The organism is Ruegeria sp. K11 (assembly GCF_056531905.1).
This window is the reverse complement of sequence record NZ_JBQFMP010000013.1, coordinates 57,976-70,463: the sequence shown is the minus strand read 5'-3', so window position 1 is coordinate 70,463 and position 12,488 is coordinate 57,976. Positions and strand designations below refer to the sequence as shown.

At 56.6% G+C, this 12,488-nt stretch carries 13 protein-coding genes and 1 pseudogene; 6 read left to right on the top strand and 8 right to left on the bottom strand.

Features of this window, described 5'->3' with window-relative positions:
- Window positions 1-10: 10 nt before the first annotated feature.
- Entirely contained in the window at window positions 11-658 is a 648-nt protein-coding gene (locus tag ACR0K4_RS18660; protein ID WP_480855167.1) for a DsbA family oxidoreductase, read from the bottom strand.
- Between the two features lies 1 nt (window position 659).
- Window positions 660-1,367, bottom strand: coding sequence for a glutathione S-transferase family protein (locus ACR0K4_RS18655; RefSeq protein ID WP_480855166.1), 708 nt, complete (start codon window positions 1,365-1,367; stop codon window positions 660-662).
- A gap of 115 nt (window positions 1,368-1,482) precedes the next feature.
- Between ACR0K4_RS18655 and ACR0K4_RS18650 the strand changes: the two genes are divergently transcribed.
- From ACR0K4_RS18650 to ACR0K4_RS18625, 6 genes and pseudogenes are all read left to right on the top strand, one after another.
- A complete protein-coding gene (locus tag ACR0K4_RS18650; protein ID WP_480855164.1) occupies window positions 1,483-1,857 on the top strand; it encodes a winged helix-turn-helix transcriptional regulator in 375 nt (124 codons plus the stop codon).
- A complete protein-coding gene (locus tag ACR0K4_RS18645) occupies window positions 1,850-2,719 on the top strand; it encodes a hypothetical protein (protein ID WP_480855163.1) in 870 nt (289 codons plus the stop codon). Before ACR0K4_RS18650 ends, ACR0K4_RS18645 begins: the two co-directional genes overlap by 8 nt.
- Before the next feature lie 186 nt (window positions 2,720-2,905).
- Window positions 2,906-3,616 (top strand): annotated as a pseudogene (locus ACR0K4_RS18640) (haloalkane dehalogenase); the annotation flags it as partial.
- A gap of 110 nt (window positions 3,617-3,726) precedes the next feature.
- The gene (locus ACR0K4_RS18635; RefSeq protein ID WP_480516655.1) at window positions 3,727-4,689 is read left to right on the top strand and encodes an HlyD family secretion protein; all 963 of its coding nucleotides are present in this window, start codon (window positions 3,727-3,729) and stop codon (window positions 4,687-4,689) included.
- Entirely contained in the window at window positions 4,686-5,612 is a 927-nt protein-coding gene (locus ACR0K4_RS18630; protein WP_480855162.1) for an ABC transporter ATP-binding protein, read from the top strand. Before ACR0K4_RS18635 ends, ACR0K4_RS18630 begins: the two co-directional genes overlap by 4 nt.
- Window positions 5,609-6,754 (top strand): ABC transporter permease, encoded by a 1,146-nt coding sequence (locus tag ACR0K4_RS18625; protein WP_480855160.1) that lies wholly within the window; start codon window positions 5,609-5,611, stop codon window positions 6,752-6,754. The genes ACR0K4_RS18630 and ACR0K4_RS18625 overlap by 4 nt, the downstream gene beginning before the upstream one ends.
- 195 nt (window positions 6,755-6,949) lie before the next feature.
- Here the strand turns inward: ACR0K4_RS18625 and ACR0K4_RS18620 are convergent, their stop codons facing one another.
- The 6 genes from ACR0K4_RS18620 to ACR0K4_RS18595 form a co-directional block, all read right to left on the bottom strand.
- The gene (locus tag ACR0K4_RS18620) at window positions 6,950-7,606 is read right to left on the bottom strand and encodes a lipid-binding SYLF domain-containing protein (RefSeq protein ID WP_480855159.1); all 657 of its coding nucleotides are present in this window, start codon (window positions 7,604-7,606) and stop codon (window positions 6,950-6,952) included.
- Between the two features lie 7 nt (window positions 7,607-7,613).
- On the bottom strand, window positions 7,614-8,723 hold the full coding sequence (locus ACR0K4_RS18615) for an HlyD family secretion protein (RefSeq protein WP_480516663.1): 1,110 nt from the start codon (window positions 8,721-8,723) through the stop codon (window positions 7,614-7,616).
- A gap of 75 nt (window positions 8,724-8,798) precedes the next feature.
- Window positions 8,799-9,221 carry a tyrosine-protein phosphatase gene (locus ACR0K4_RS18610; RefSeq protein WP_480855205.1) on the bottom strand — a complete coding sequence of 141 codons (423 nt, stop codon included), beginning with the start codon at window positions 9,219-9,221 and terminating at the stop codon, window positions 8,799-8,801.
- Window positions 9,211-9,660: a tyrosine-protein phosphatase gene (locus ACR0K4_RS18605; RefSeq protein ID WP_480855158.1), complete on the bottom strand. Its 450-nt coding sequence runs from the start codon at window positions 9,658-9,660 to the stop codon at window positions 9,211-9,213. Before ACR0K4_RS18605 ends, ACR0K4_RS18610 begins: the two co-directional genes overlap by 11 nt.
- Window positions 9,661-9,750: 90 nt before the next feature.
- Window positions 9,751-10,503 (bottom strand): porin family protein, encoded by a 753-nt coding sequence (locus tag ACR0K4_RS18600; RefSeq protein WP_480855157.1) that lies wholly within the window; start codon window positions 10,501-10,503, stop codon window positions 9,751-9,753.
- A 73-nt stretch (window positions 10,504-10,576) separates the two neighbouring features.
- Window positions 10,577-12,232 carry a sulfatase-like hydrolase/transferase gene (locus ACR0K4_RS18595; RefSeq protein ID WP_480855156.1) on the bottom strand — a complete coding sequence of 552 codons (1,656 nt, stop codon included), beginning with the start codon at window positions 12,230-12,232 and terminating at the stop codon, window positions 10,577-10,579.
- Window positions 12,233-12,488: the final 256 nt, after the last annotated feature.

The window sequence follows — 12,488 nt, the reverse complement described above, 5'->3', positions numbered from 1 at the left end:
TTTGGCAGACCTAAGCGGCCTCTGTTTGCGTGAGATGTCGCAGAATTCGGGCATAATTGTCCTCGCCTTGCGCCCCACTGACGAGATGCTGGCGTTGAAAGATCATTGCGGGAACGCCCGTGACGCCGCGGGACGTCCAGAACTGCTCTTTCTGTCGCACAATGTTGGCCCTCTCGCCAGACGACAGCATTTCTATCGCCGGGTCACCATCCAACCAGATGCTTTGCGCCACCTCGGCCAAGACACTTGGGTCATTCAGGTTCTTGCGCCATGTGAAAAAAGCTTCAAACAGCGCAAGCTTCGCCTCATACGCAAGGCCCTGATCCCCGGCCCATTCAATCAGTTGGTGAGCGCGGTAGGTATTCACCATCCGCATGTCGTCCGCGTAGTTGAAGGTCAACCCCAAGGCTTTGCCCAATTCCGTGAGACGCGCACGAGCCTTCTTTGAGCCTTCCGGTGTGGTTCCATACTTAACTGCAAGATGCTCGCGCAAATTCTCACCCTCTTCGGCCATCTGCGGATTGAGCTCGAAGGGATGCCAATGAACCTCGATCCCGATACCGGTCTCATCCGCTGACTTGGCCAATTGGTAATACCCGATGGCACACCATGGGCAGACCACGTCCGAAACGATATCTAAGCGAATGGGTGGGGTCATCTCAGGCCTCCTTGAACCGTGCGGCATTTGCTTTGGCGGCTGCATCAATATCCCCTTTGCCAAAGGCCGATGGCCTCGGTTCTGGCAATTGCAACGCCTCTTGGACCTTTGGCATCGCATCCAAGCGGTCGAACCAGGCTTGTAGATGAGGCAGCCCCTCCACGCTGACTGTGGCCCAGAAATAGCTTCTCGCCCAAGGGTAAGTTGCGATGTCTGCAATCGACATTGCGTCGCCCACAAGCCAGTCCCGCCCTTCCAGCTTCGTGTCCAGCACTTCCAACAGGCGCCTGCTTTCATCCACGTATCGCTTGATGGCATAAGGCACGTCATCACCATTGGGCTTGGCAATTCGTTGAAAGAACATGGCTTGTCCCATTATTGGGCCAATACCGCCCATCTGGAACATCAACCATTGCAAGGTCTCTGAACGTTCCTTCGGATCATGGCTGAGGAAGCGATCGTATTTCTCCGCCAGGTACCAAAGGATGGCTCCGGACTCGAAGACCGCAAAGTCGCCATTTCCACGGTCCACGATCGTGGGAATGCGCCCATTGGGGTTGAGCTTCATGTAGGCCGGCGCTTTCTGCTCTTTCTTGGAAAAGCTGATCGGTACCATGTCGTAGTCAATCTCTGCCTCGTGCAGAAAGATTAGCGGCTTCCAACCGTTCATAGTGTTCGCGGTATAAAGAAGAATGTCGGGCTTGGGCATATCTGGATCCAGTGATGTCTATTGGTGCTTGACAGCGTGTGTGTGTTGCCGAAATCTTTGAGCAATGCGCACAAATTGCAACCAGTATACTTTTGGTAACCTAATCGGGATCGAAATGAGGGCACGGGTCAAACAAGACGAACTGGGGCGGCGACATGCGGTCGAAGCCTGTGTCGAGCCCTGCGCCATTGAGCGCGGCATGCGAATTATTGGCGGCAAGTGGACCGGTTCAATCCTGTGGCATCTCAAGGACGGCCCGGTCCGGTTCAACGATCTTGCCCGAATGATTGGCGGGGCGAGCAAGAAGATGATTGTCGAGCGACTGAGGCAACTCGAGACGCAAGGATTGGTGCGACGCGAGGTTGTGGATTCCGCTCCCGTTTCGGTCCAGTATGAGATCACGGACTTCGGCCGAACCGCGTTGACGTTCCTCGATGAACTCAGAAGATGGAGCGAGGGATTGCCGCAAGAGACGACAGCGGATGCCTGAACTAAGCCGACAGAAGCCTGATCCGATCCCAACCATCCAGCCTGTCCCGGAATATGCAGCTGATGCGGCGCTAGCAGACGTTTACGAACGCACCAAACGCGGTCTTGGTGTGCCATGGATGGGTGTCGTCGCGATGGCCTTCGCTCACTACCGAAATTTTTACGACTGTCTGTGGCGAGCGATGGAGCCTGCCGTGGCGACCCAAGCGTTCGCAGATGCTTGTCGGGAACTGCGGGCGGTCGCGGAGCAAGAAGCAGCATCCCTTGGTCCTGCTGCCATTCGCCCAAAACTCACCACATTGGGCTACGATGATCGAGAGATCGAAGAAATCAAAAACTGCAACGAGATCTTTTCGTCCGGCAACATGCCGTACGTGCTCATGGCGACCTTGGCGCGTCTATTGCTGGAAGGTAATGCCTGGGACGGCAACGGTCCTACGCAACCGCACGATGCACGGGGCACTACAGCTATGAAGCCCGTGCTGATCGAGCCGCATCATGCGGACCCGGTTATTGCAGCGCTTTATGCAGATATCCGGCAAACGCTTGGTTTGCCCTTTGTGAACACGGACTACCGCGCCTTTGCACGGTGGCCAAGCTACTTCGATCCCGCATGGACCGATCTGCGATCAATTGTTCTATCGGGAGAACATGAACATGCTGTCAGGCATGTGCACGAGGCGGCCGTGTCACTGGCCTTCGGACTGCCCAATATGTCCAAAATCGCGCCACTGCAGCTCATGTGCTGTGCCGAACGCGATGCACAACTAAGCGAAGTTCTGTCAGTGGTGAGATTATTTCAATGGCTTCTGCCCGGGCTGGCGGTGAACGTCGCAGTATTGCGGCATCAACTTCTGAAATAGGAACGACATCCTCACTATCTTAGGCCAGGCGGCGCTTTTAGGGCTCAAGTCTCTCGCGGAAGATTTGCTCGGATTTTTCAAGCAAGTTACTGATAGTTTGCCGAGTAAGGCCTAGGCCGGGATGTTGTTTTCTTGAGTTCGCGTCGGCATTGAGTAAGTAAAGTCGCTTATGCCGCCAGGCAGGGCCGCGCTATCGCGATGGATCTGATCGGCCTGGGCAAATCGGATAAGCCGGATATTCCCAATCGCTTTGTCGACCACGTTCCCTACGTTGACGGCTTCATCAAGGCGCTGGGGCTGAAGGACATGACGCTGGTCATCCATGACTGGGGCTCGGCATTGGGGTTCCACTATGCGCACCGGCATCCTGAAAACACCCGCGGCATCGCGTTCATGGAGGGCGTCATTCGCTTGATGAGCTGGGGCGGGTTCCCGCCCGACTTCCGCGCCGGGTTTCGCATGATGCGGACGCCCGGGCTGGGGTGTATGATGATCTCGGGTCTAAATATGTTCGTCGAGAAAATCCTGCCAAGCGCCGTTGTGCGCGACCTGACACCGCAGGAAATGGAGCGCTATCGAGCGCCATTCCCCACCGCGCGCAGTCGCAAGCCGGTTCGGGTGTGGCCTTGTGAAATACCGATCGACGGCACACCTTCGGACGTTCACGACATTGTCGACGCCTACAGCCGTTGGCTGAGAGAAACTCAGATCCCGATGCTGATGTTCCATGCGAAACCCGGAGGCATCATCGGGCCAAAAGAGGTCGCTTGGTGCCGCCAAACCATCCAGAATCTCGACGTGGTGGATATCGGCGAAGGCATTCATTTCCTGCAGGAAGATAACCCCCATCTGATCGGAAAAAAGCTGGAGGACTGGCTGGCGCGGCTGCCCGCATGACCCTGTCCTGCCATCTGCGGTGACTGAACCGTATACATAAATCGGATTTCCTGATTTTATGCTTTGACGATCGCCCAATGCGTTCAAAGGCCAAGCACCGGAGGGAAGCCTTGTTGAATCTGACGATCCCCTTACCTTTGATCCTGGCGGCTGTCCTGCCCGCCTTTCTGGACCGGTGCTCTGGGTCCGATACCGGCGTCGCTTTGGGCGTATTGGCGCGCGACCGGGTGGCTTTGACCGCGACGGCCAGCGAAATCGTTGTCGATTTGCCGATTGCCGAAGGTGCTGTGGTGAAGGCTGGCGACACGCTGGTTCAGCTTGACCCCACCCTGCAAAGCGCAAAGCTGGCACTGGCACTGGCTGAACTGGAAAGGACGCAGGCCACGCTTCTGAAACTGCAGGTGGGCCCGCGCGAGGAAGAGATTGCGGTTGCCGAGGCCAAGGTTGCAGGCGCTGTTGCGCGCCTTGCCGATGCCGAGGCCATCTATGACCGAAACGCCAGACTGGTCGAAAACTCGGTCGTGACCGAGGCGCAGGTGGCAAATGATCTGGCCCTGCGCGATTCCGCGCGGGCTGAACTGGCCAGCGCTCAGGAGTCCCTGAAAGAGCTACAAAACGGCACCCGCCCTGAAGACCTTGCAGTTGCCGAGGCCAATGTGCGGGCGGCAGAAGCCTCAGTCGCCGCCGAACAGACCGTGTTGGACGATTTGACGGTCACTGCCACCCGCGACGGCGTGTTGGATTCCCTTCCGTGGAATTTGGGCGAACGTGTAACCTCCGGCAGTCCGGTTGCCGTGATGGTCACGGGCCAGACGCCGTACGCGCGCGTCTATGTGCCAGAGCCGCATCGCGTCAATCTGAAACCCGGCGACAGGCTGGACGTGCGCGTTGACGGGCTGGCCGATCCGCTGGACGGGGTGATTCGCTGGATCAGCGACGATGCGTCGTTCACGCCCTATTACGGTTTGAACCAGGATGACCGGACCCGGCTTGTTTATCTGGCCGAAATTGACCTGCCCACTGCTTCCCCGGACCTGCCCGCTGGAGTGCCCGTGCAGGTCCCCATGCCATGAGCGATGTGGTCGTCTCGACGCGGGGACTGACCCGCCGGTTTGGGGACAACACCGCCGTCAACAATCTGGACCTCGAGATCCGAACCGGCCAGATCTACGGCTTTCTCGGCCCCAATGGCTGCGGCAAGACCACGACTATGCGCATGCTGACGGGACTGCTGACCCCCAGCAGCGGGGCGATCTCGGTTCTGGGTCAATCGATGCCCGAGGCGGCCGAGCCGCTGAAGAACGAGATCGGGTATATGACCCAGATATTCTCGTATTACCGTGACCTGACCGTTCTGGAGAACCTCAGGTTTGCGGCCGAGATTTACGGTATTCCCGTGAAGTCGGCCAAGGATCGGATTGATGAGTTGCTGCAGACCTACGATCTGACGACGAATGTCCATCAACTCAGCGGTAGCATGAGCGGTGGGCAACGACAGAAACTCGCCCTTGCCGCAACCGTCATGCACCGCCCGAAATTGCTGTTTCTGGACGAGCCGACCTCGGCGGTTGATCCCGAAACCCGCCGTACCTTCTGGGAGCAGTTGTTCGATCTGGTCGATCAGGGCGCGACGATGATCGTGTCGACCCATTTCATGGACGAGGCCGAGCGCTGTCACCGGCTGGCCATCCTGCAGCACGGGGTGAAAAAAGCCGATGGCTCTCCGCGTCAGTTGATGGACGATCTGCAGGCTGATGTTGTCGAAGTTGAAGGCCCGGACCTGCGCAAGGTCAAACACGCGTTGGACGGTCAGCCCAAGATTCTGTCGACCGCCCAAGTCGGTTCGCGGCTGCGTGTGCTGGTGGACAAATCCGAGCCTCAGCCGGTGGATATGCTACGCAGCCAGCTTGCTGCGTTTGCCAACCTGTCGCTGACTCCGCAGCGGCCAAATCTGGAAGACGTGTTCGTCAGCGCTACACGGGGCCCGGAACAGTGATCTCTCCTCGTCGCATCGCCGCTGTACTGAAGAAAGAGCTGCTGCAACTGCGGCGAGACCGGGTGACGTTCGCCATGGTGATCATGATCCCGCTTATCCAACTACTGCTGTTTGGCTATGCGATCAACACCAACCTGCGCCATGTGCCCGTCGCGGTGGTGGATCAGTCCGGAACCGAACTGTCCCGCACACTGGCGCAGATCGTTCAGGCCACGCAGGTCGTGACCATCACCGAACAGCTGACCACCCCGCACGAGGCCGAACGCGCGATCACTGAATCCCGCGTGCGCGCCGCGCTGATCATCCCGCCGGATGTCAGCCAGCGCCTTGCCCGCAGCCCATCGGTCGGGCTGGGCTTACCCGACGCAACCGACCAGACCAGCAGCCGGCCTGTTGCCCATTGGATCGTCGATGGTTCGGACACGATGGTGGCCAGCGCGATCAAATCCCTGCGCACGATGCCTTTGACCGAATTGCTGAAACAGCCGCCAAACCGGCAGGTGCCCACGTTCGAGGTGACGCTTTATTTCAACCCCGAGCAGCGGTCGGCGGTCAATATCGTGCCGGGTCTTGTCGGTGTGATCCTGACCATGACGATGATCCTTTTCACTTCAGCCGCCATCGTCCGCGAACGCGAGCGGGGCAATATGGAGATGCTGATCAACACCCCGATCAAATCGATCGAACTGATGATCGGCAAGATCATCCCCTATATCTTTCTGGGCCTGATACAGGTCGCAATCATCCTCGGCCTCGGGCACGTCCTGTTCGATGTCCCGATCAATGGCGGGCTGAGTGTGCTGTTGGTGGTCACGTTGCTGTTCATCGTCGCCAGCCTGTCGCTGGGACTGGTGATTTCCACGCTTGCGCAGAACCAGCTTCAGTCGATGCAGATGACCATCTTTGTCCTGTTGCCCTCGATCCTGATGTCCGGCTTCATGTTCCCCTTCGACGGAATGCCACAACCCGTCCAGATGATTGCTCAGGTCCTGCCGGCAACACACTTTATGGAAATGATCCGCGGTGTGGTCCTGCGGGATGCGTCGCTATACGACTTGCGCTGGGGAATTCTCTGGATGATCGGATTTGCGGCATTCGGGCTGCTAGCGGCAACTCTGAGGTTCAAGAAGCGGTTGGGTTGACGATGGCCCATATTAGACGTTGAGCGAGGCCTTCAGATGCTGCAGCAGAGCCCGCCTTCCGAACTTTCGTCGCGATTACAAAAGACAGAGGCAACAAACTCACAGTCTGCGGGACAAAGTTGCCGTAGGCTCTTTCGTTTCGGATGACCGGTATCAGCATGTTGGATCATGGGGAGCCCTGAGTGCATTCCTTCGTCACTTGTCGAGCTGACTGATCTTTGTCCCCTGAAGACTGGTTCCGGCCATCAACCCTTCTTGGCCGAACACTATCGGTACGATGTCGCCCTGAAGGTCATTTGTTCCCATAGACGCAGACCAGCCCTGGTCTCCGCCAACCAGTGTTGGTCCAGTACCGGCTTCCCAGCCTCGGTTGTCACGGAAATATTCCAGCGCGGATGTGTTCATAAAGAACATCGCGTATGAGAACTGCTGCACGCCTGCCTGAAACCCGTATGACGCGCCAGCGATGCTGTAGTAACCGGTCGTGGCATCGTTTTCGCGCATGGCTCCCTCGCCGAACTGGCCACCAACCCCGAAGCCCCCTTTTGTAATCTTCGGGAACACCAATATGGCTACCGCTTGTTCGGACAGGTCTCTGGCTTCGGATGAGCTTTGGTACAATTGATCGAGCGCAACGGTGACCTCGCTGTCGATCTCGGTTGGGGTAGAAACACTGGTCGCGTCCAAAACAGTTTCGCCCGCAGATTCTGCGACGTCCCCGGCCTTTTTCGCAACACCTGCTACGCCTTTCATCGCTTTGTCCAGAAGGTTTTGCGCATCTGCGGGTGAGCCGGCGAGGCTGTATGCAGCACCAAGTATGAAAGCGCCAAGGAAGGATTTGGTGAGTGACATCTTATCCTCATATGTAGTTGAGCTTCTTGGTGATCCAGAACAGTATCTCGGCAAGTACGGAAATGGCTCCGGCCTCTTGGGTGATCACAAGTGCTGTCCCGGATGCGCCCAGTTTGGTTACATCTGCGTTCAGATCGTCGGGGATGTTGGCGATGACGGTGTATTCGGAAGACCCGGCCAGTTCACGCAAGGACGGAAGGCCAGACCTTAAATCCAGCGCGCCTTCGCTCGTGGCGGGGGGAATGTCTCGAATGGTTGTTTCGAACTCTCGTCCGGGTGCGCCTCTAAGTGCAATCCGAATTTTGTCGCCTGCATGAACGTTCTGAAGGCTGCTCAGGGGCAGGGTTGCGATCAGAACCCGATCCTCGGGTACTACGAAATTGATCGCGCCTTGCAATGTTGTGACCCGATTGCCTGGACGCAGGGACAACCCGGTCACCACGCCATCAGAAGGGGCGCGGACCACGGTTTGCTCCAACGTCCATTGGGCCTGCGCCAGCAGGTTTTCGACTTCAACCACCCCGACGTCGACGCCGTCGACCTGCGCGGCGATACGGCGTTCAAGGCCGGCTTTGCGCGCTTTGGCAGCGCGCAGGCCAGCCTCAAGCTGGTCAATGGCGGACATGGCTTCCTGTAGTTTGAATTCCGACGACGCCCCACGATCAGCAAGACGGATAATGTCATCGCGACGCGCCACGCCAAAGGTCAGTTGCGCCTCAAGAGACGCTATATCTGCGTCGGCGGCATCAAGATCATGCCTTAGTTGATCGGCCTCGGCTTGAGCCGAAGCCAGCGACGCCTCCAGTCGCGCAACCTCTGCCGCCTGTTCTGTGTCATCGATGCGGAACAGGACGTCGCCTGCTTTGACCGGCTGATTGGCTTTGACCGCAACTTCAACTACCGGCCCCGACACGTTTGGTGCGATATTGATGACAGCACCTTGAACGGACGCGGTGCCGGACGGGGTCGTGTGATTCAACGCACCGATCACCACAAGTGCAATGATCACGCCGCCGCTGTAGATGACTGTTTTGGATACAGCGTTCCATGGCAGAAGCCTGAGTTTGGAAAACACAAGCCACGCGATACCAAAATACAGCCCGAGGACTATCAGCATGTTTTAGCGCCTTATCCTAGCGTGTCTTGGTCGCAAGTGTTTGGTTGTGCCGAACAAAATCACGGTCGAATTGGATCATTCCAGGTAACGATTGCGCAGCTTTTCCAAGTCGTCATCCGTCAAGCCGAGACCTTCATGCAGGTAGTTATCCACCGAACCATAGGTTTCGTTCACGCTTTTGTAGAAGTTGTCCAAATACCCCATTCGAACACCCAACGAGGGCCACACGGCCTCGGGCGGCATACTGGTGCCGTGTTCAGCGTTAACCTGCTCTGCGATCTTCACAGACGCGTTGTCGGCATCCTTGAGAACGTTGCTCATCATGAAATCCGCCTCAATCTCGTCTCGCGTGACCCCCAAGGCGCTCAGGACCAGGGCAGTGGTGACACCGGTTCTGTCTTTCCCACCCGAACAATGGTAGAGCACGGCTTCACCTTCGGGCTGGTTGATCAGCACGTCAAACACGTCCCTTAGTTCTTCCGTATAGTCAGTCGGGATATATCCGAAGGCATCGAAAAAAAAGCGTATCCGTTTCTTCTTCGGTTGCGGTCCCGGACTTGATGCTTGCGCGCATGTCTTCGATCATCTGAGCTTCTTTTTCCATCACCGCAAAATTGTAGCGCGCGGGTCCTTGTCCATCGGGCCAGAGAACTGGATCGGCGGTCGCTTCCAACGTGGTTCTAAGATCGACAATGGACGTCACGCCGAGGTCTTCGACGAGGGTCATCCCTGCCGTCCCCATGTCATCGATTTCACCGGAACGGATAAGCTGTCCCTTTCGAACTGTGCGGCCGTCTTTGGTTTTAAGACCACCAAGGTCTCTGGTGTTGGCCACGCCTTCGATTGGGATGGCGCGGTCCTCGTTGGCTTGCGCTTGATCTGTAACTGCCAAAGCGCAAAGGGCGACAGCTACGATTGTTGCTCGTGCGATTCTCATTTGCTTACTCCTCTAGAGTGACTTGGAAGCGGCGTTCGACGCTCCTGGCCGCACAATTTAAGAACTTCAAAACGGCATCTCGTGATGGCTTCAGAAATCGAACCGTGCGCCGACGAAGGGACCGTCAAAGGTCAGATCCGAAATCGCCTGTGAATTTCCGATGTTCCAATCCAGATACCGGTAGCCCGCCACCAGATCCCAGTTGTTGATCTTGTAATTGGCCGCCAGACTTAGCTGTGTTGTCAGGTCGCTTTCTCCGGCGCCGATATCTGCGTAGTACGACATACCCCAACGGTCGCTGAACTGACGCGTTCCACGTATGCCAACAACAGCGTCCCAGTTGTTGATCGAACCGGAAACACGTTGCGAGCCGCCGACGACGGCAAGGTCAACAGTATTGTCCAGATTAAGGCTTCTGACCCCGCCTAAAACAATGAAACGGGCATCTGTTGCGTCGATCAAGTCATACCCAACCGACCCCGTAAACACCGTCCCTTCAACATCAACGTCTGCCGAGACTGGAATCCCTGGACCAACCGCACTGTCCTGATCGTTGCTCATGTTGAGGTACAACGCGTCAACAAATACCGAGACTTTACCGCGTCGCGCTTCGAGAGCGCCCATCAACCCGAATTCCAGATTGTCCAGAATGTCGCTGAAACTGATGTCGATACTGTTTCCTGTTGTTGTTTCACCGCTTAAAGCAGGCATCCAGAGATACAGGTAGCCGGTGAAGTCCCAGGTCGGATTTTCCGCACGTGCGGATGGCGCAACCCCGATGCAAAGCGCGCAAGCAAGCACAGGTAACCGCCATTTATTTCCGGCGAAAAAGGTATTTTTCATTTCCGGGGCCTTTATGACATTTCAAGTTTGAATGCGGGCGCAGAGTTGAAGCCTCCGCGCCCGGCCGAATGGCTTATTGCCAGCTCATGAACACGTCGCGCGTTTCTTCGCTTTCGGGACGCAGGTTCTCGATACCGCCATAAGGAATGTCCTTGCCGATTTCCGAGTTTGGATACTTGGCCATCATTTTCTGATGGCGCTTGACCATGTCCTGAAACGAGGCTCCGGCCCAAAGAGAATACCCAACCAACGGGTGTTCTTCGCGCGGATCCCGATAGACATTATAGGTTGGCGCGGCAGCACCCGGCGCGCCCGGCGCAGGCAGATGCATCTTGAATTCCTGCTTGACGATAGACCGCAGAACAGGACCTTCGTAGACATACACGTAGTCGCGTCGCCCGTTGCCCTCACCCTCTAGCAGCAATGCTGTTTGGTCGATGCCATCAATCACCCGGTCACGCGGGATGAAATCTGTCGCCCCAGCAATACGCGCAATCGTCGTGTAGATGTCTGAGACGTGAAAGATGTCGCCAGCGGCACTATCGGCTTCAATCACACCTGGCCAGCGAATAAATGCATCCGTACGAACGCCGCCTTCCAGATGCTGGGTCTTGCCACCGCGATAGATGAGCTGGTTCAGACCCGATGTTCCTTCGAACTGGTACATCAGGCCGTTGTCGGCCATGATCATAACGATGGTATTGTCGGCCTCACCCGTCTCTTCCAGTTTGGCCAGTACCTCTCCGATCCATCCATCCAAAAGCTGGAGCTTGTCCGCGTGGAAACCTCCGTTACGCGAAAGGGCCTGATCAGGATATACAAAGTTCAACGGATAGAGAGGCCAGTATTGCAGAAAGAACGGCTCGTCAAACGCGGCAACACGCTCTAGCTGTTCCAGTGTTTGTGCCTGATAGCGTTCATTCATCTCTTCGTATTTGGCTTGGGTCCACTCTTCGCCCGGAGCCATTTTAACCTCGCGCGCGAGTCCACCTGCTTCGGCCTCAACCCCAGTCACCAAACCGTAAGGTTTGAAGCGTTCATCCAGCAAAAACTGGTTGTTCTGACCCGAGGCGTGGTATCCTAGCATATTGTTCGCCTGCATAGCCTCGCGGGTCATCAGACTTAGCTGCACCTGTTGGTGCAGGGGAAAAGCCGCATAGTCGAACCCCTGATTGTGAGGATACGCTTCTTCGATATCGCCCTGATGCCATTTGCCGACATGAGAGGTATTGTACCCTGCCTGCTTGAGGATTTCTGGCAATGTAACTTCGCTTGCTGGTAGGCCTTCGCCGACCAGGGCCACCTTGACCTCTTCGACGCCCGCGCGGATCGGATGGCGCCCAGTCAACATGGCGGTACGTGTCGGCGTACACGAGGGTTCGGTATACATGCGCATAAACGACATGCCTTCCCGGGCAAAATCGTTGATGTTGGGTGTCTCGATCCCCATCACATAGTTCATCTTTCGCTCACCCATCTGACCAAAGCTGATGTCGTCGATCAGAATGTACAAAAAGTTTGGGGGCTTGCCGCCGTTGGCGGTGCGAATCTCAGCAAGTTTAGAGTCGATCTCGACATCTTGCGCATCCCATTGCTCGCCAAATTGAGCACGCAGGAAGTCAAACTCGCCGTCATGAACAATTGGTTCACTCTGCGCGGAAACATGCGCGGCTGATAACAACACAAGCATGGCAGCAGCTGACGCCATGTAAGATAATTTAGTCTTCACTGCGCGTTCTCCTGTTGGTAGCCACTTCTTGCAACGCCTCGGCAAGAAGGTCGTGGCATTGGGCCGATAGTGATTGTTCGGATTGATCTGCTAATTCTGTAAGACGCTGGTATTCGGGCGGAGTAACAAAGGTCACAACCCTCTCGGAGCGGGCGTCGGCATCGGGCAGACGAGGCCTGCCCATGCGCGGGTTCGAAGCTTGGCGCGACACTTGACTTGGCCCCCCTCCAGTTTGTTTTCTTTACCGGTAAAGTGT

What these genes read in the sequence shown, in the direction of transcription:
- ACR0K4_RS18660 (WP_480855167.1), bottom strand. Translation starts at nt 658, where the DNA reads ATGACCCCACCCATTCGCTTAGATATCGTTTCGGACGTGGTCTGCCCA.
- ACR0K4_RS18655 (WP_480855166.1), bottom strand. Translation starts at nt 1,367, where the DNA reads ATGCCCAAGCCCGACATTCTTCTTTATACCGCGAACACTATGAACGGT.
- ACR0K4_RS18650 (WP_480855164.1), top strand. Translation starts at nt 1,483, where the DNA reads ATGAGGGCACGGGTCAAACAAGACGAACTGGGGCGGCGACATGCGGTC.
- ACR0K4_RS18645 (WP_480855163.1), top strand. Translation starts at nt 1,850, where the DNA reads ATGCCTGAACTAAGCCGACAGAAGCCTGATCCGATCCCAACCATCCAG.
- ACR0K4_RS18630 (WP_480855162.1), top strand. Translation starts at nt 4,686, where the DNA reads ATGAGCGATGTGGTCGTCTCGACGCGGGGACTGACCCGCCGGTTTGGG.
- ACR0K4_RS18620 (WP_480855159.1), bottom strand. Translation starts at nt 7,606, where the DNA reads ATGTCACTCACCAAATCCTTCCTTGGCGCTTTCATACTTGGTGCTGCA.
- ACR0K4_RS18615 (WP_480516663.1), bottom strand. Translation starts at nt 8,723, where the DNA reads ATGCTGATAGTCCTCGGGCTGTATTTTGGTATCGCGTGGCTTGTGTTT.
- ACR0K4_RS18605 (WP_480855158.1), bottom strand. Translation starts at nt 9,660, where the DNA reads ATGAGAATCGCACGAGCAACAATCGTAGCTGTCGCCCTTTGCGCTTTG.
- ACR0K4_RS18600 (WP_480855157.1), bottom strand. Translation starts at nt 10,503, where the DNA reads ATGAAAAATACCTTTTTCGCCGGAAATAAATGGCGGTTACCTGTGCTT.